Source organism: Streptomyces boninensis, assembly GCF_048572725.1.
Classification (GTDB): domain Bacteria; phylum Actinomycetota; class Actinomycetes; order Streptomycetales; family Streptomycetaceae; genus Streptomyces; species Streptomyces boninensis.
In genome coordinates, this window is the sequence record NZ_CP183837.1 from 3355544 (window position 1) to 3372254 (window position 16711).

The following is a 16711-nucleotide window of genomic DNA, read 5'->3' on the forward strand; positions in this document are numbered from 1 at the left end:
CCTATATCGGGCAGTTGCCGCATGCGGGCATACGGAAGGGGCCCCCGCCGGGAGGTCGGCGGGGGCCCTTGAAGGGGTGTCGTAGGGTCCGGGGTCAGGCAGCGGCCACCTCCCTCGCAGGCGTAACGGCCGCGTCGGCGTCGTGGCCGAGCACCCAGGAGACGTCTGCCGCCAGGTCGGCCTTGCCGCCAGTGGGCCGCTGCGGGCGGGCACCGTCGCGGGAGCCCAGCTGCACCTGTGCGGTGTGCGGCCGGCGCAGCTCCTCGTACCGCTGAAGCGCCGCCTCGATCCCGGCGGCCGAGCCGTCGGACTGGTCCAGGCAGGCGGCGAGCGTCACGGCGTCCTCGACGGCCTGGTTCGCGCCCTGGCCGTGGTGCGGAAGCATGGGGTGCGCGGCATCGCCGAGCAGCGTCGTACGGGCGGTGGACCAGCGCGGCAGCGGGTCCCGGTCGAAGAGCGCCCAGCTGCGCACCTCGCGGGCAGCTGAAGCGAGTTGTTGTACGGGCTCCGCCCAGCCGGCCACCGCCGCCCGCAGCTCGTCCAGTGTGGCGGCGGACGTCCAGGACTCGTCCGCGGGAGCCGCGCGCGGCACCACGACGACGCAGGTGAACGCCGAGCCGCCGCACACCGGATACGCTAGCACCCGCCCCGCGGGCCCGGCGAACATGTACATCTGCCCCGGGTCGAGCTCCGGCACCAGGTCGGCGTCGGCGAGCCAGCGCAGCGCCACATTGCCGGAGTACACGGGCTGTTCGCCGCCGGTGATCGCCCGGCGGACCACCGAGTGCACCCCGTCGGCGCCGATCAGCACATCGGCCCGCGCCTCGCCGCCGTCGGCGAAGCGCAGCCGGACGCCGTCCCGGTCCTCCTCGTAGCCGGTGAGTTCGACGCCGGTGTGCACCTGGCGGCCGGGCAGTCCGGCGCCGAGCATGCGGTGCAGATCGCCGCGGTGGACGGTGAGGTACGGGGCGCCGAAGCGGCGCTCCCAGCCCGCGCCCATCTCCTGCCGGGTCAGCAGCGAGCCGTCGTGGAAGGCGCGTACCTCCAGGGCCTGGGGGCGCACGGCGGCCGTGCGCAGCCGCGGGCCGTGGCCGCGGCGCAGCAGCAGCCGGACGGCGTTGGGGCCCAGGTGCATGCCGACGCCCTGCTCGCGCAGCCGCCGGCCGCGCTCGTACACCTGCACGTGAAAGCCGTTGCGGTGCAGTTCGGCGGCCGTGGCGAGGCCGCCGAGGCCGGCGCCGGCCACCGCGATGGTGAGTGTCATCGGTAGTCCCATGCGTTCTCGAAGGATTCGAAGTCGTCCCAGCCGTCCGTCTCCTGGTCCGCGGCGGCCAGTTCGACGTCGGCGATCCGGGTGTCGGGGGCGGCGACCGCGGCCGCGAGCAGCCGCTCGAAGCCGTCGGCGAGCAGCTCCACCGAGGCGCGGTCCAGCACGTCGGTGTCGTACGAGAAGACGGCGGTGATGCCTTCCGGGGTCTGCTCCAGGCGCAGCAGCAGGTCGAGCTGCCCCTCCTGCTGGGGTACGTCGATCAGCGCGATCCGCAGTCCGGCCCGCTCGATCGCCGCGCCCTCGGCCGAGCCCGGCGGCACGTTGGGCACCGGCGGGTCCATGCGGTCCATCTGGACGAGGAACAGCGCGGCGCGGAAGAGCACGGCGCGCGGGAAGGCGAGGCCGCAGGGGTAGCGGATGGCGGTCATGCCGCGCATGACGCGCTCGCCGGCCTGTGCGGCCGCGTCGGCGAAGGTCGTCGAGCCGGTGAACTCGGCCCGTACCGGCATGGTGTTGAGGTAGCAGCCGATGATGTCGCGCTGCTTGCGCCCCATGCGGCTGGTCGCGGGCACGCCGAGCAGGAAGTCGTCCTGGCCGGTCCAGCGGTGGACGAGGGACTGGAAGACGCCGAGCAGGAAGGCGAACGGGGTGCTGCTGCCGGTGGCTGCCGCGAGTCCGTCGACGGCCGCCGCCGGGAGCTGGCGGACCACGGTGCCGCCCCGGTAGGAGCGGACGGCGGGGCGCGGCCGGTCCAGGGGCAGTTCGGCCGCGGCGGAGCCGGCCACGGAGGACCGCCACCGCTCGGCGGCGCTCTCGCCCGGCTGGGAGGCGGTGTAGCGCTCCTCCTCGGCGGCGTGCTCCGCGAACGAACCGGTCAGCGGGCGCCACGCGGGCTCCCGGCCTTCGGCGAACCCGGCGTAGGCGTCGAGCAGATCGCGCACCAGCAGCCAGCGCGAGGTGAAGTCGCTGACGATGTGGTGCGCCGAGGTCACCAGCGCCCAGTCGGTCGCGGAGCGGCGCAGCAGCACCACCCGGAAGGCGCCCTGTTCGAGGCGGAACGGGCGGGCGCCCGCCTCCTCGGCGGCCAGGTGCAGCTCGGCCTCGTCGGCGCCGTCCAGGTCCCGCAGCTCAAGACGGACCAGCGGCCGGTCGGAGACGGTGCAGCGGGGGGTGCCGTCGGCGTCGGCGGTGAACACCGACCGCAGCAGCTCCTGCCGCTCGCCGACGGCGGTGACCGCCCGGTCCATCGCGGCCGGGTCCACGGGGCCGTAGAGCCTGAGCGGCATCACGATGTTGTACGAGCTGGAGTCCGGGACCAGTTGATAGGCCGTCCACATGGACTGCTGGATGGTGGTGAGCGGCATCTGCGCCACCACGGTCGGGGTGCTCATCCGCAGCCTCCCGCGTGCGCGAGGTCGCTGGTGGCGCCGGCGAAGACGGCGGCCTTCGGCTCGGCGGCGACCGGGCTCTTGCCGCCGGCCAGCTCCGCGGCGAAGGCGGGCACCCGGTCGAGGCCCCAGAAGGGCTTGCGGCCGGAGACGAAGTACGGGACGCCGAACACCCCGTCGCGGTGGATGTCGAGCAGCGCCCGGGTGGCCTCGGCGCGCACCCCCGGGTCGTCGGGGGCGGCCCGTACCTCATCCACGTCGAGCCCGACCTCGGCGGCGAGCTCCGCCACCACGTCCGGGTCGCAGATGTCGCGGCCCTCGATCCAGCGGGCCTGCCCGGCCCGGTCCACCCACTCGACGCCAAGGCCCGCCCGCTCGGCGAGGAACCACGTCAGATGGGCGGGCTCCCACCACGGCTCGCGGTCCACCGGCCAGGTCATCTTCAGGCCGCGCTCGGCGGCGAGCCGGCGGACGTCGTGCAGGATGTAGAACTGCTTGGCCCGCGACATGGGCACATACGGGAATTCGCCGCCGACCTCGGCCAGCAGCTTGGCGCCGGTCTCGTCCGGCTCCCAGAAGGGCCGCCAGGTCAGCTGCTCCAGCAGCCCGGGGTGATCGCGCCGCAGGTCGTGCAGCGCGAGGAAGTTGTACGGGCTGCGCAGGCTGAAGTAGAACCGCGGCGACGCGGCGCGCACGGCCATGGTGGTGCTCCCTTCCGGATGGATATGGATGCGTTGCGGGCTTCAGACGACGAGGCCGCCGTCGATGCACAGGGCCTGCCCGGTGATGTACGCGGCGCGGTCGGAGGCGAGGAAGGCGACCAGCTCGGCCACCTCGCCCGCGGTGCCGAACCGGCCCAGGGGGATGCGCTCGCGCATCTTGTCGGCGTACTTGCCGGACAGGCCGGCCGTCATATCGGTTTCGATGAAGCCGGGGGCGACCGCGTTGACCCGCAGTCCGGTCCGGCCCGCCTCCTTGGCCAGGGCCTTGCTGAAGCCGATGATCCCGGCCTTGGAGGCGGAGTAGTTGGTCTGGGTGGCCTGCCCGGCGGCGGCCACCGACGACAGCGTGATGATCACGCCGTGCCGGCGCTTCATCATCGGCAGGGCGAGGGCCTTGCAGAAGTTGTAGGTGCCGTCGAGGTTGGTGCGCACCACGTCGTCCCAGTCCTGGTCGGCCATCATCGCCAGGTGGGCGTCGCGGACGATGCCGGCGGCGGTCACCAGCACCGCCACCGGACCGAGTTCGCTCTCGGTGCGGCGGACGAACTGCCGCACCTGCTCCCGGTCGGTGACGTCGATCCGCTCGGTCAGCGTGCGGGCGCCGTACCCGGCCGCTTCCTTCGCCGCGGCCTCGGCCGCCGCGTCGTCGGCGCGATAGCACAGCGCCACATCGTGCCCGTCGCGGGCGAGCGCGGCGACGACCTCCCGGCCGATGCCCCGCGAGCCGCCGGTGACCAGCGCCACCGGCCGCCCTTCGGCCTCCGTCTGCTCCGGCATAATGCCGCCTTCCTCGTCTTCTGGGTTGATTGCCTCAGGTCACAGCGGCCGCAGCAGCGTGGCGCCGACGGTGCCGTCGCGGTCGACGGCGGTGACCAGTGCGGGCCTTCCGGCCGCCGACGGGTCTGCCGCGGCGCCCGCGAGGACGGCCGCGAGCTGGAAGGCGGCGGCCGCGGCGGTGGCGTCGCCGATCAGCGGGCGCACCTCCACGCGGGGCGCGCCGAGGCCCTCCAGGGCCTGCAGCTCCTGCTTGCCCAGCCGGCCCGGGGGGCAGCTGGGGGCGACGCAGGCGATGTGTTCCGCCCAGCTGCCCGCGGCGTTGAGCACATCGGCGACGCAGGCTTCGAGCGCCTCGCCGGCCCTGGCCGGGTCGGTGAAGGCACGGAAGCGGGAGCCGATGACCTCGGCGATCGGGTCGCGGCCCGCGGCGCGGGCGTCCGCCTCCTCCTCCAGCAGGAACAGCGCGGCACCCTCGGCCGGCGGCCACGGCAGCTCCCCGCCGTGGTCCGCGGCCCATTCGAGCCGCGCCCGCTGCTCGGAGAACTCCTCCACCGCGCCTACCGCGAGCGCCCGCGCCCGTCCGGCACGCAGCAGCCGCGAGCCGTAGTTCACGGCGAGCAGGCCGGTGACGGCGCCGCCGGAGACGGTGACGTTGGGGCCCTTGAGGGTGTGCCGGATGGCGCTCTGCCCGGCCGGGCAGTTCATCACCGTGTTGGGGAACCTGGCCGGGTCCACCAGATACGGCTTGTCGCCGGTCAGCGCGGACTCGGTGAAGTCCATGATGGACTGCACGCTGCCGGAGGTGCCGAGCACCAGCCCGGTCTCCTCGGGCGCGGCGTCGAGCCCGGCCCCGTACTCATCGAGCAGCAGCCCGACGGTGGCCGCGGCGATGGCCGTGGCCCGGTCCATCGAGCGGGTGCCCTTGCGGCCCAGCACGGTCCTGGCGTCGAAGCCGGGGATCAGCCCCGCGGATTCGTAACCGGCGCCCGCCACCCCTCCGTCGAGCGGCGAAAGCGCGCTGCCGCCCGACCGCAGGCCGGCCGCGAACGGTTCGCGGCCCAGCCCGTACGGGGAGGTCACCGCCCATCCGGATATGACCAGCATCTGTCTGCTCTCCTCTCCAGCTCGGATCCGGCTCACGCCGCCGCGGCCGGCGACGGGAGGTCCGGGCGCCGGCCCATCACCACGACCGCGTTGTTGCCGCCGAAGGCCAGGCCGTTGTTCTGCACCACGCGCAGCTCGGCCTCGACCGCCTCGTTGGGTACGCAGTCCACGCCGCACTCGGGATCGGTGCTGCGGTGGTTGATGGTGGGCGGGATGAACCCCTCCTGCAGGGCCAGGGCGCAGGCCGCGGAGGCCAGGGCGCTGGCCGCCCCCATGGTGTGGCCGATCATGGACTTGATGGATACGGTCCGCGGCAGCTGCACTCCGAACACCTGCCGGATCGCCGCGACCTCGGTCACGTCGTTGGCCTTGGTGCCGGTGCCGTGCGCGGAGATGAAGTCCACGTCGGCCGGGTCCACGCCCGCGTTGCGGTGCGCGGCGGTGATGCAGCGGGCGATGCTGTCGCGGTCCGGGGCGACCGGGTGGCTGGCGTCGCAGGACAGGCCGTAGCCGAGCACCTCGGCATAGATCCGGGCCTCGCGGGCCAGCGCCGACTCCAGCGACTCCATCAGCAGCACCCCGGCGCCCTCGCCGGTCAGGATGCCCTGCCGGTCGGCGTCGAAGGGGCGGCAGACGTCCGGGGCGATGGTGCCCAGGCGGTAGAAGCCGGTGAAGGTCTTGCGGCAGAGCGCGTCGGCGCCGCCGCACAGGGCCATGGAGACATCTCCCGAGGAGATGGCGTCGTAGCCGTAGCCCACCGCGTAGTTGCCGGCGGCGCAGGCCGTGGGGACGGTGACCGTCTCCACGTCCGTAAGACCGAGCTCGCGGACGATCCCGGCGGACAGCCGGCCGGGCCAGACCCGCCGGGCCACCGTCTCGTCCAGCTGGTCCCGGCCTTCGGCGACCTGCCGGCCGACGAGGTGGTCGAGGTCGCGGGACTCGCCGTCGGTGGTGCCGATCGACACCAGGGAGCGCCTGGCACGCACGTCCCCGGCGGTGAGCCCCGCGTCCGCGACCGCCATCCGCCCGGCCGCGACGGCGAACTGCGCCGCCCGGCCGAGCTGGTCGGCCGGCTGCTCGCGGATCCATTCCTCCGGGCGGAAGCCGGTGATCTCGCAGGCGTTGGCGTGCGCGAACCCGGTGGTGTCGAACGCGGTGATCGGCGCGGCCCCGCTGCGCCCGGACTTCAGGCCCTCGGCGAAGGCCTCGACGCCGGTGCCGATGCTGGTGACCACGCCGAGACCGGTGATCACCACGCGGTTCGCTGTCACTGTGCCTGCGCCTCCGCGACCACGGCGTACACACCGGCCAGGTTGGTCATGCGGCTCAGCTCGGCCTGCTCCAGGGAGACCCCGAAGACCCGCTCCAGCGAGGCCAGGATCTCGATGGTGCGCAGCGAGTCGGCGTCGTGCTCCTCCTTGAACAGGCTGGTGTCGGTGACCTCGTCGAGCTCGAGCTCGAGGATGTCGCAGACGATGTCCTTGATCTCGTCCTTGACGCCGTCCTCGAGCGCGGGAACCTGGGTGGTCATTGCTGCCTCCTGTGTGCGTGTGCGGTACGGGCTTGACGGGGCTTATACGGCCAGAGTGCTGGGCTCTGCTATCGGTGCCCTATACGCGGGCGCCTCGGGCTCTTTCCACAGGTGCGCGACGTCGCCGAAGTGCCGTTCGACCCAGGCGTCGTCGTAGATCGTGTCGAGATAGCGGTCGCCGCCGTCGGGCAGGATCAGCACCACGTTGGCGCCGGGTCTCAGCTGCGGCGCGAGCCGCTCCAGCGCGGCCACCACGGCCCCGGAGGAGCCGCCGGCGAGCACCGCCTCCCGGCGCACCAGACGCCGGCAGCCGACCACGCAGTCCAGGTCGCTGACGTGCACCACCCGGTCGGCGTCGGCCGTGCGCAGCAGCGGCGGCCGCACCGAGGCGCCGTGCCCCGGGATCAGCCGGGTGCACTGCACCGGGGAGTTGAAGAGCGCGCTGCCCGCCGCGTCCACGGCGTTGACGGTGGTGCCGAGGCCGTGCTCGCGGATGTACGCGGCGCAGCCGCCGAGGGTGCCGCTGGTGCCGGCGGCGACGATCAGCTCGTCGACGCGGCCGTCGAGGGCCTCGGCGATCTCCCGCATGGTGGTGCGGTGCGCGTTGGGGTTCTGCGGATTGGCGTACTGGTCGGGCCAGAACGCGTGCGGAATACGGTCGGTGAGCTCGGCGACCCGGCGCAGCCGCTGCGGCAGCAGCTCGCCGGTCACCGGATCCGGTTCGGTGACGATGTCGACCTCGGCGCCGTACGCCCGCAGGATCGCGATGTTCTGCCGGGTGGTACGGCTGTCCACGACGCAGATGAACCGCAGTCCCGCATAGGCGCACAGCTGAGCGAGGCCGATGGCGAGATTTCCCGAACTGGACTCCACCACCGTGGATTTACCGGGCACCAGCACCCCGGCGGCCAGCTTGCCGAGCACCATGCCGAGCGCGGAGCGGTCCTTGATGCTGCCGCCGGGATTGAACCGCTCCACCTTCGCGTAGACCCGGAAGTCGGTTCCGGGCAGCAGCCGCTCGAGCTCAATGAGAGGGGTGCCTCCGATCGTCGAGAGGATGCCTTTCAGCCGTCCATCTATGTAGGGCATGGCAGCACGGTCAGCGGGCCCGCTATACGCCAGCCATACGCCGGTCCGCCAAAAGGCAGGCCGCCGAGCGGTGATTGCTCCAATAGTCGAGGCATAGCAGCGGCGTTCACCTTGGACTCAATGGTGCGGATCACCTTCCGGTCCGCAACGACTCTGCACGGAGGAACCCGCATATGACCGGCTCGGACAACCGCATCAAAAAGGTCGTCATCCTCGGCGGCGGCACCGCCGGCTGGATGACCGCCTCCTACCTCGGCAAAGCGCTGCAGGGGACGGTCGACATCTCGGTCCTGGAGGCCCCCGCCATCCCGCGGATCGGGGTCGGCGAGGCGACCGTCCCGAACCTGCACCGGGTGCTTTTCGACTACCTCGGCATCCCCGAGGAGGAGTGGATGCGCGAGTGCAACGCCAGCTACAAGATGGCGGTGCGCTTCGTGAACTGGCGGACCGAGGGGACCGGCGAGGCCACCGCCCGCGAGCTCCCCGAGGGCGGCCCCGACCACTTCTACCACCCGTTCGGGATCCTGCCCGAGCACGACCGCACCCCGCTCTCGCACTACTGGTACAAGCGCAAGCACGAGGGCGCCACCGCCGAGCCCTTCGACTACGCCTGCTTCCGCGAGCCGCCGGCGATGGACGCCAAGAAGGCGCCCATATTCCCCGACGGCACCGCCGCCACCCGCTACGCCTGGCACTTCGACGCCGCCCTGGTCGCGGACCTCCTGCGCCGCTTCGCCACCGGCAAGCAGGGGGTGCGGCACATCCAGGACGAGATGACGGAGGTGCTCAAGGACGAGCGGGGTTACGTCACCGCGCTCCGCACCAAGTCCGGTGATCTGCTCGAAGCCGATCTGTTCATCGACTGCTCCGGCTTCCGCGGGCTGCTGATCAACAAGGCGATGGAAGAGCCGTTCGTCGACATGAGCGACCACCTGATGACCGACCGCGCGGTGGCCACCGCCGTACCGCACGACGACGAGGCCAATGGCGTGGAGCCGTACACCTCGGCCATCGCCATGAAGTCCGGCTGGGCGTGGAAGATCCCGATGCCCGGCCGCTTCGGCACCGGCTACGTCTACTCCAGCAAGTTCACCTCGCAGGAGGAGGCCACCGCCGAGTTCTGCGAGATGTGGGGCCTGGACCCCGAGACGACGCAGTTCAACCACGTCCGCTTCCGGGTCGGCCGCAACCGCCGCGCCTGGGTGAAGAACGTCGTCAGCATCGGCCTGTCCTCCTGCTTCCTGGAGCCGCTGGAGTCGACCGGCATCTACTTCATCACCGCGGCCATCTACCAGCTGGCGAAGCACTTCCCCGACCGCACCTTCAACCCGGCGCTGCTGGAGTCGTTCAACAACGAGATCGAGGAGATGTTCGACGACACCCGCGACTTCATCCAGGCGCACTTCTACTACGCCCCGCGCAACGACAGCCCGTTCTGGCGGGCGCAGAAGGAGCTGACGCTGCCAGAGAACATCCAGAAGAAGATCCGCGCCTACCGGGCCGGCCTGCCCATCAACGCGCCGGTCGCGGACGAGTCGACGTACTACGGCAACTTCGACGCCGAGTTCCACAACTTCTGGACCAACGGCTCGTACTACTGCATCTTCGCGGGCCTCGGCCTGGTCCCCGACGCCCCGCTGCCCGTCCTGGACCACAAGCCGGAGTCCGTCGCCGGCGCCCAGTCGCTCTTCGACCAGGTCAAGCGGGAGCAGCAGCAGATGATCGACCAGCTGCCCAGCGCGTACGACCACCTGCGGGAGCTGCACGGCAAGTAGCGGCAGCGCACGGCCGCCGCGCACGGCCCGGCACCCGGACATCGACCTGCCCGGCTGCCGGGCCGCGCCGTACCCGAGCCCAGCCCACTCAACGCCCAGCCCACCACCCGGGGAGAACCCATGACCGACCGTCCCGACATACGCCCGCTGATGGCGGGCTTCCCGTCCGGCGTCAGCGTGCTCACCACCCTGCGCGCCGGCGCCGAGCCCACCGGCATGACCTGCAGCTCGCTCGCCAGCGTCGCGCTGGCGCCGCCGACGCTCGTGGTCTGCCTGCGCACCGCCAGCCCGACGGCGCAGGCGGCGCTGGACAGCGGCCGGTTCGCGCTGAACCTGCTGCACGAGGACGCCCGCGCCACCTCCGACCGGTTCGCGTCCGGTACGGCCGACAAGTTCGGCGGCACCGACTGGCGGCTGCCGCTGAACGCCGCCGGGCCGCATCTGGCCGCCGACGCCCGCGCCATCGCCGACTGCACGGTGGTGCACACGGTGCCGGCCGGCGACCACACGGCCGTGTTCGCGGAGGTCCGCCGCGTCACCGTGTTCCCGGACGCTCCGGGACCGCTGCTGTACGGCCTGCGGCAGTACGCCCGCTGGTCGGACGCGATCGCGGGCCCGGCGCTGGAGCCCACCCCTGCCGCCGCCGCGCTGCCGGGAGGCACCCGTGCCGGGGGCTGACGCGATGCCCGCCGTGCTGCTCGCGGTGCCCGTGGTGCTGCTGGCGGCGCAGGCGGGCGGCGCGGCCATGCGCAGGATCGGACAGCCGCCGGTGGTCGGCGAGATCGCCGCCGGCATTCTCCTCGGCCCGTCGCTGCTGGGGTGGTTGTGGCCCGAGGGGCAGGAGATGCTGCTCCCGCAGTCCGTCGTGCCGCACCTCGGCACGCTCGGCGAACTCGGGCTGCTCTGCTACATGTTCCTGATGGGCGCGGGCCTCGACCTGCAGGCGCTGCGCGGCCATGGGCGCACCGCCGTGCTGGTCAGCCAGACCAGCATCGCCGTGCCGATGGCGCTCGGCGGGCTGCTCGCCCTGGCCATGTATCCGTCGCTGGCGCCCGACGGGGTCGACCGGCTGCCGTTCGTGCTGTTCATCGGCGTGGCCATGAGCATTACGGCCTTCCCCGTACTGGCCCGCATCCTCACCGAGAAGGGCCTCTACCGAGGCCCGCTGGGCGCCCTCGCGATCGCGGTGGCGGCCGTCGACGACGTCATGGCCTGGTGCCTGCTCGCCGCCGTGGCCGCCATCGGCGTGGGCGGCACGCCGCTGGACGCGGTCACCACCGCGGCGCTGACCGCCGCCTTCGCCGCGCTGCTGCTCGGTTTCGTACGTCCCGTGCTCGCCCGCTCGGCCCGGTGGCAGGCCCGGCGGGACGACACTCCGGCGGCCGAAGCCCTGGTGCTGGTGCTGCTGTTCAGCGGCCTGTGCCTGTCGGCGCTGGCCACGGACCGGATCGGGGTGCACGCGGTCTTCGGGGCCTTTGTGTTCGGCCTGGTCGTGCCGCGCGAGTCCCGGATCGTGCAGCGCTGCGCCCGGCGGCTGCGGGTGGTCGTGGTGCCGGTGCTGCTGCCGCTGTTCTTCGTGAAGACCGGCCTCGCCACCGATATCGGGCTGCTCGCCGACCCGGTGCTGCTGCTGTGGACGGCGGCCGTGCTGGCGGTCGCGATGCTGGGGAAGCTGGGCGGCGGCGCGGTGGCGGCACGCGCGGCGGGCCGGCCGTGGCGTACCGCGCTGTCGCTCGGCGTCCTGCTGAACTGCCGCGGTCTGACCGAGCTGGTGGTGCTGAACGTCGGCCTCAGCATGGGCGTCATCGGCGAGGGCGTCTTCACGATCCTGGTGCTGATGGCCCTGGCGACCACGGCGGCCACCGGCCCGGCCCTCACGTGGCTGCGCCGGGTGCCCGCCGACCGCCCGGCGTGCCCGCGCGCCGACGCCGCCCCGGAGCCGGCCGGTCCCCGGCATCATCCCCGTACCGGAAGGAAGCTGGTCCGGCCGAACCAGCCCAGCCACCGGTCGATCAGGCCGCCATCGGTGGGCGGGCAGGCGATTCCGGTGCCGGCCAGGCCGCGGAGCAGGTTGTCCCGGTCGAAGACATCGGGGTAGCGGCCCGGCGCGTCACCGCTGGTGCCGGCCAGCAGCGCGACCGCGGGGACCGAGCTGCCGGCCGCGCCGGGCAGCCCCGACGGCTGCCCGGCGGCGCGCTTTCGCAGCAGGTCGAGCCATTCGCTGAAGGGCATCTCCGCCATCGGATACCCGGCCGCCCGCACCTTGTCGAGCACGGCGGCGAGTTCGGTCTGCGCCGAGTTGACCAGGCTGTAGACCCGGCCGTCCGCCGGGCCGGTCAGCGCCAGGTGGACGTAGGCGCGGGAGACGAAGTCCACCGGCACCATGTTCTCGCGCAGCGGGTCCCCGGCCGCGTCCGCCGCCGGCCGGGCACCCAGCTCGGCACAGGCCCGCACGTAATGCCAGAACGCGTCATCACCGCCGACCGCCCCGGTCGCCGAATCCCCGGCGATCCGGGACGGCCGGTGCACCGCGACCGGCACCCCCCGCTCCCCCGCGATCCGCAGGATGCCCTCGGCCACCCACTTGCTGCGCACATAGCCGTACGGGTCGATCAGCGCCGGATCGCTCACCCACGACTCGGGCAGCACCGCGGGGTCGTCCGGTCCGGCCACGACCGTGCTGATGGTCGAGACGTAGTGGACCGGCTTGGTGCGGTGCCGTACGGCCAGCCGCAGGATCTCGCGGACGCCGTCGACGTTGGCCGGCTTCAGCCGGTCGTAGGAGTCCATCAGGTTCACCCGGGAGCCGTTGTGCAGGATCAGCTCCACCTCCCCGGCAAGCGCGTCGAAGCGCTCGGCGGACAGGCCGAGCAGCGGCTTGCCGAGGTCGCCGGGGACGGCGGCGATCCGGTCGGCCTGCGCCTCGTCCCACAGCCCGTAGCCGGCCAGCGCCTCCTCGATACGCCGCCGGGCCGCACGCTCGTCCGCGGCCCTGACCAGGCAGTGCACGGTGGCGTCGGTGTGGGTGAGGAGGTCGCGCAGCACGTACGCGCCGAGGAATCCGGTGGCTCCGGTGAGCAGGATGTGCCGCGGTGCTCCGCCGCCGGTGGCGTCGTGGACGAGCGGGCCGGTCGCGCGGATGTCTTCGTCGAGCCATACGTCGGCCGCCAGTTCGGCACCCGCGGGACCGGCGTGCACCGGCGCGGCGCCGTCGCCGTCGAGCAGCCCGGCGAGCGCGGCCGGCGTCTGCCGTTCGAAGACCGCGCCGACCGGGAGGTCGGTGCCCAGCCGACGGTTGACCTCGGTGAGCAGCCGGATCGCCAGCAGCGAGTGTCCGCCCAGGTCGAAGAAGCCGTCGTCGACGCCGACGCCGGTGATGCCGAGGACCTCCTCGAAGGCCTGGCACAGCTCCTTCTCCCGGGCGTTGCCCGGCTCCCGGCCGGCGGGTCGCGCGGCCAGGTCCGGTGCGGGCAGGTCCTTGCGGTCCAGCTTTCCGTTCGGGGTGAGCGGGAGGGCGGTCAGCGGCGTGAGCACGGCCGGCACCATCGCGTCGGTCAGCCCGGCCGCGAGCGCCGTACGGATCCCGTCCCCGGTGGCGTCGCCGGTGTAGTACCCGGCCAGCATGCGCTGCCCGGCCGGTCCCGTGACCACCGCGGCCGCCGCGTCCCGTACGCCCGGGACCTGGCGCATCGCGCACTCGACCTCGCCGAGCTCGATCCGGTGGCCGCGGATCTTCACCTGGTGGTCCTGGCGGCCGAGGAACTCCAGCTGCCCGTCGCGCAGATACCGCACCACATCGCCTGTGCGGTACATGCGGCGCCCCGGTTCCGGGCAGAACGGGTCGGGCACGAACACCGCGGCGGTGCGCCCCGGGTCGTCGAGATAGCCGAGGCCGACGCCGGTACCGCCGATGTACAGCTCGCCCGACACGCCCGCCGGGACCAGGCCCAGGTGCTCGTCGAGGACGTACAGCGCCATGCCGCGGGTGGCGGCGCCGATCGGGCTGCGGGCCCCGTCCGGGGCGGTGGCGGCGGTGATGACGGCCTGGGTGACATCGTCGGAACACTCGGTCGGGCCATAGCAGTTGACCAGCGGCACCTCCGGATAGCGGGCCAGCCAGCGGCGGGCCACATCGCCTGGGAGCGCCTCGCCGGTGACGGCCAGCGCGGTCAGCGGCAGCCGTGCGGGCGCCCCGCCGCGGGCGTCCCAGTCGTCCAGGGCCGCCTGCAGCAGGCTCGGCACCACCTGGAGGACGGTCGTACCGGAGGCGATGACCTGCGCGAAGAGGGCGCGCGGATCGCGGGCGGTGGCCTGGTCCACGGCCTGCACCCGGCCGCCGAAGATCAGCGCGGTGAGCATCTGCCACACCGATATGTCGAAGGTCAGCGGGGCGCTGGACGCGACGACTTGCCCGGCGCCGTCGATGCCGATCGCCTCGGCCTCGCCCAGCAGATTGTTGACCAGCCCGCGGTGCGCGACCATCGCGCCCTTGGGGCGGCCGGTGGAGCCCGAGGTGAAGATGGCGTACGCGAGGTCGTCCGGGCCGTGCGCGATCGGCGGGAGGTCGTCGAGGGGGTCGGAGGCGGCGTCGGGGCCGAGGACGATGACGTCGACGGCGTGGCCCGCGGCCGCGGCGATCTCCCGCGCGCGGCCTTCGTTGGCGGGGTCGGTGACGATGCGGGCGGCCCGGGTGTCGGCCAGCCGGTCGGCGTTACGGGCCAGCGGGGCGCGGGTGTCGAGCGGGAAGTAGGCGCAGCCTGCGCCCAGGATGCCGAGCAGTGCGGTGACGGCGGCGGGGCCGCGGTCGGCGAGGACGGCGACGAAGCCGCGGGCCGCCTCGGGCCCGGGCCGCAGTCGGCGGCCGAGGGCGCCGGCGCGGCCGACGAGGGTGGCGTAGTCGAGGGTGCCGCCGTCCGGGCCCGTGACCGCGGGGGCGGCGGGCCGGGCCTGGGCGTGCTCGCGGATGCGGGCGACGACGCCGTGGGTGAGGTCGGCATGCTGGGCGCGGTGCCGGCTGACCAGCAGGTCGTGGCGGTCCTCCGCGGTGAGGATCGGGAGCCGGGACAACGGCGTGGCCGGGTCGGCGGCGGCGGCCGAGAGCAGCCGGCGGAGGAGTACGGCGAGGAGTTCGCCGGTCTCGGCGTCGAACAGGTCGGTGGCATAGGCGAGTTCACCGGTGACGGTGCCGGCCGTCTCGAAGAAGTCCCAGGTGAGGTCGAGTTTGGCGACGCCGCCGAGGTCGGCGGGGAGCTCCGTGCAGGTGAGGCCCGGCCAGTCGGCGGCCGCGCCGTCGGCCGAGTGGAGCTCGACGGAGACCTGGACGAGGGGGTGACGGGAGCGGGAGCGGACCGGGTTGAGCTCCTCGACCAGGCGGTCGAAGGGCACGTCCTGATGGGAGTAGGCGGCCAGATCGGCGGCCTTGGCCCGGTCGAGGAGCTCCGCGAAGCCGGGGTCGCCCGAGGTGTCGGTGCGCAGCACCAGGGTGTTGACGAAGAAGCCGACGAGATCGTCGAGCGCCTCGTCCGTACGGCCGGCGACGACCGTGCCGAGCGGGATGTCGGTGCCGCTGCCGAGCCGGGTCAGCAGGGCGGCCAGGCCGGCCTGGAGCACCATGAAGAGGGTGGCGCCGCGGGCGGCGGCGGTCTCCCGGAGCCGGGCGGTGAGTTCGGGGCCGAGGTCGAAGGAGACCTGGCCGCCCCGGTGGGTGCCGGCGGCGGGGCGGGGGCGGTCCGCGGGCAGCTCCAGCTCCTCGGGGAGGCCGGCGAGGGTCTGCCGCCAGAAGCCGAGCTGCTGGTTGAGCAGGCTGCCCGGGTCCTCGCCGCCGTCGAGCAGGTCCCGCTGCCAGAGGGTGTAGTCGGCGTACTGGACGGGCAGCGGCTCCCAGCCTGGGTCGCGGCCGTCGGCGCGGGCGGCGTACGCCTGGGCCAGGTCGCGCAGCAGCGGCGCCATGGACCAGCCGTCGCTGACTATGTGATGCATGACCAGGACGAGCACATGGTCCTCGGCGCCTACGGTCAGCAGGTGTGCCCGCACGGGGAGTTCGGCGGCCAGGTCGAAGGGGGCGGACTGCAGGTCGCCCAGCTTCGCCGCCAGGTCCGCGGCCGCGCAGTCGGCGGGCACCGGCGCCAGCCGGGGGTCGTCGGCCGGGTGGACGACCTGCAGGGGCGCGCCGTCCTCCTCGGCGAAGCCGGTGCGCAGGCTCTCGTGCCGCTGAAGGACATCGCGCCAGGCGGCGCCCAGCGCGGCGGTGTCGAGGCGGCCGGCCAGCCGCAGGGTCAGCGGCGCGTTGTAGGTGGCGTTCGGCCCTTCCAGCCGGTTGAGGAACCACAGCCGCTGCTGTGCGTAGGACGACGGGAACACGGGATCTCCTCTGGTCACGGAGCCGGCCGGAAGCAGGAGTGGGCGTCACGCCACGCTAAGCGGCGCGCAGGGGGTCGTTACGGCAGTCGGACCGGCAGTGCCGCGGCATTCGCCGACGGCCGCGGCGGGCGTCCTACAGCGCGGGCTGGATGTCCGTACGCAGCCAGTACCGGCCGCCCTCGCGGCCGAGCAGGCAGAGGTCGACGAGGTAGCGGCGGACCGTCACATGGTCGGTGCCGGCGCCCTCGCACCAGGCCTTCAGCTTCTCGTTGACGGCGCCCTCGTCATAGCTGACGTCCGCGGTGAAGGACTGGTGCGTCAGGTGCTGCAGCACGATGCGGCGGCGGCCCCACTGGGCGGGCAGCTGCACCAGCCGGCCGTCGCGTACGAAGGTGCGCAGCAGGGCCTCGACCTGCTCATCGCCATAGCCGTGCCGCTCGGGCTCCGCGGCCGCGGCGGTGCGGCTGTCCCGCGCCAGGTCCTTGAAGCGCGGGGCGTCGGCCGCCAGCGCGCCGCCGGCCTCGGTGACCAGACCGCCCGCCCGCAGCCGGCCCACCGCCGCGGCGGTCTCCTTCGCGGAGGTGCCGGCCGCCTCGGCCACGGCGGGCAGCGAGGCCGCCCCGAGGACGATCGCGGAGAACACCCGCAGCCGGGCGGGTTCTGCGAGCAGCGCTACGACGGATTCCGGTGTCATG

The 16711-nt window shown here is 73.4% G+C and carries 12 protein-coding genes and 1 pseudogene; 3 read left to right on the top strand and 10 right to left on the bottom strand.

Annotated features, from left to right (window positions below; translation table 11 throughout):
* Window positions 1-94: 94 nt before the first annotated feature.
* From ACNNMR_RS15175 to sbnA, 8 genes are read right to left on the bottom strand one after another with little or no spacing between them, the layout of a single operon-like run.
* Window positions 95-1264 (bottom strand): FAD-dependent monooxygenase, encoded by a 1170-nt coding sequence (locus ACNNMR_RS15175; RefSeq protein ID WP_419995129.1) that lies wholly within the window; start codon window positions 1262-1264, stop codon window positions 95-97.
* Window positions 1261-2661, bottom strand: a complete 1401-nt coding sequence (locus ACNNMR_RS15180; protein ID WP_419995130.1) for a condensation domain-containing protein — start codon at window positions 2659-2661, stop codon at window positions 1261-1263. Before ACNNMR_RS15180 ends, ACNNMR_RS15175 begins: the two co-directional genes overlap by 4 nt.
* Window positions 2658-3359 (bottom strand): 2-hydroxychromene-2-carboxylate isomerase, encoded by a 702-nt coding sequence (locus ACNNMR_RS15185; RefSeq protein ID WP_419995131.1) that lies wholly within the window; start codon window positions 3357-3359, stop codon window positions 2658-2660. Before ACNNMR_RS15185 ends, ACNNMR_RS15180 begins: the two co-directional genes overlap by 4 nt.
* A gap of 42 nt (window positions 3360-3401) precedes the next feature.
* Window positions 3402-4157: a 3-oxoacyl-ACP reductase FabG gene (gene fabG / locus ACNNMR_RS15190; RefSeq protein ID WP_419995132.1), complete on the bottom strand. Its 756-nt coding sequence runs from the start codon at window positions 4155-4157 to the stop codon at window positions 3402-3404.
* 39 nt (window positions 4158-4196) lie between these two features.
* Window positions 4197-5261, bottom strand: coding sequence for a beta-ketoacyl synthase N-terminal-like domain-containing protein (locus tag ACNNMR_RS15195; protein ID WP_419995133.1), 1065 nt, complete (start codon window positions 5259-5261; stop codon window positions 4197-4199).
* A 32-nt stretch (window positions 5262-5293) separates the two neighbouring features.
* The gene (locus ACNNMR_RS15200; protein WP_419995134.1) at window positions 5294-6532 is read right to left on the bottom strand and encodes a beta-ketoacyl-[acyl-carrier-protein] synthase family protein; all 1239 of its coding nucleotides are present in this window, start codon (window positions 6530-6532) and stop codon (window positions 5294-5296) included.
* Window positions 6529-6792 (bottom strand): acyl carrier protein, encoded by a 264-nt coding sequence (locus tag ACNNMR_RS15205; RefSeq protein ID WP_419995135.1) that lies wholly within the window; start codon window positions 6790-6792, stop codon window positions 6529-6531. The genes ACNNMR_RS15200 and ACNNMR_RS15205 overlap by 4 nt, the downstream gene beginning before the upstream one ends.
* A gap of 42 nt (window positions 6793-6834) precedes the next feature.
* Window positions 6835-7881 carry a 2,3-diaminopropionate biosynthesis protein SbnA gene (sbnA, locus tag ACNNMR_RS15210; RefSeq protein WP_419995136.1) on the bottom strand — a complete coding sequence of 349 codons (1047 nt, stop codon included), beginning with the start codon at window positions 7879-7881 and terminating at the stop codon, window positions 6835-6837.
* Window positions 7882-8054: 173 nt separating this feature from the next.
* Here sbnA and ACNNMR_RS15215 point away from each other — a divergent pair, with 173 nt between their 5' ends.
* From ACNNMR_RS15215 to ACNNMR_RS15225, 3 genes are all read left to right on the top strand, one after another.
* Window positions 8055-9656, top strand: a complete 1602-nt coding sequence (locus ACNNMR_RS15215) for a tryptophan halogenase family protein (RefSeq protein WP_419995137.1) — start codon at window positions 8055-8057, stop codon at window positions 9654-9656.
* A 120-nt stretch (window positions 9657-9776) separates the two neighbouring features.
* A complete protein-coding gene (locus tag ACNNMR_RS15220; protein WP_419995138.1) occupies window positions 9777-10334 on the top strand; it encodes a flavin reductase family protein in 558 nt (185 codons plus the stop codon).
* Entirely contained in the window at window positions 10321-11754 is a 1434-nt protein-coding gene (locus ACNNMR_RS15225; protein ID WP_419995139.1) for a cation:proton antiporter, read from the top strand. Before ACNNMR_RS15220 ends, ACNNMR_RS15225 begins: the two co-directional genes overlap by 14 nt.
* 95 nt (window positions 11755-11849) lie before the next feature.
* On the opposite strand, the pseudogene ACNNMR_RS15230 reads toward ACNNMR_RS15225, so the two are convergent.
* Both ACNNMR_RS15230 and ACNNMR_RS15235 read right to left on the bottom strand, forming a co-directional pair.
* Window positions 11850-16034 (bottom strand): annotated as a pseudogene (locus ACNNMR_RS15230) (non-ribosomal peptide synthetase); the annotation flags it as partial.
* 115 nt (window positions 16035-16149) lie between these two features.
* Entirely contained in the window at window positions 16150-16710 is a 561-nt protein-coding gene (locus ACNNMR_RS15235) for a DUF2087 domain-containing protein (RefSeq protein ID WP_419995140.1), read from the bottom strand.
* Window position 16711 lies beyond the last annotated feature (1 nt).

What these genes read in the sequence shown, in the direction of transcription:
- ACNNMR_RS15195 (WP_419995133.1), bottom strand. Translation starts at nt 5,261, where the DNA reads ATGCTGGTCATATCCGGATGGGCGGTGACCTCCCCGTACGGGCTGGGC.
- fabG (WP_419995132.1), bottom strand. Translation starts at nt 4,157, where the DNA reads ATGCCGGAGCAGACGGAGGCCGAAGGGCGGCCGGTGGCGCTGGTCACC.
- ACNNMR_RS15205 (WP_419995135.1), bottom strand. Translation starts at nt 6,792, where the DNA reads ATGACCACCCAGGTTCCCGCGCTCGAGGACGGCGTCAAGGACGAGATC.
- ACNNMR_RS15235 (WP_419995140.1), bottom strand. Translation starts at nt 16,710, where the DNA reads ATGACACCGGAATCCGTCGTAGCGCTGCTCGCAGAACCCGCCCGGCTG.
- ACNNMR_RS15185 (WP_419995131.1), bottom strand. Translation starts at nt 3,359, where the DNA reads ATGGCCGTGCGCGCCGCGTCGCCGCGGTTCTACTTCAGCCTGCGCAGC.
- ACNNMR_RS15175 (WP_419995129.1), bottom strand. Translation starts at nt 1,264, where the DNA reads ATGACACTCACCATCGCGGTGGCCGGCGCCGGCCTCGGCGGCCTCGCC.
- ACNNMR_RS15180 (WP_419995130.1), bottom strand. Translation starts at nt 2,661, where the DNA reads ATGAGCACCCCGACCGTGGTGGCGCAGATGCCGCTCACCACCATCCAG.
- ACNNMR_RS15220 (WP_419995138.1), top strand. Translation starts at nt 9,777, where the DNA reads ATGACCGACCGTCCCGACATACGCCCGCTGATGGCGGGCTTCCCGTCC.
- ACNNMR_RS15215 (WP_419995137.1), top strand. Translation starts at nt 8,055, where the DNA reads ATGACCGGCTCGGACAACCGCATCAAAAAGGTCGTCATCCTCGGCGGC.
- sbnA (WP_419995136.1), bottom strand. Translation starts at nt 7,881, where the DNA reads ATGCCCTACATAGATGGACGGCTGAAAGGCATCCTCTCGACGATCGGA.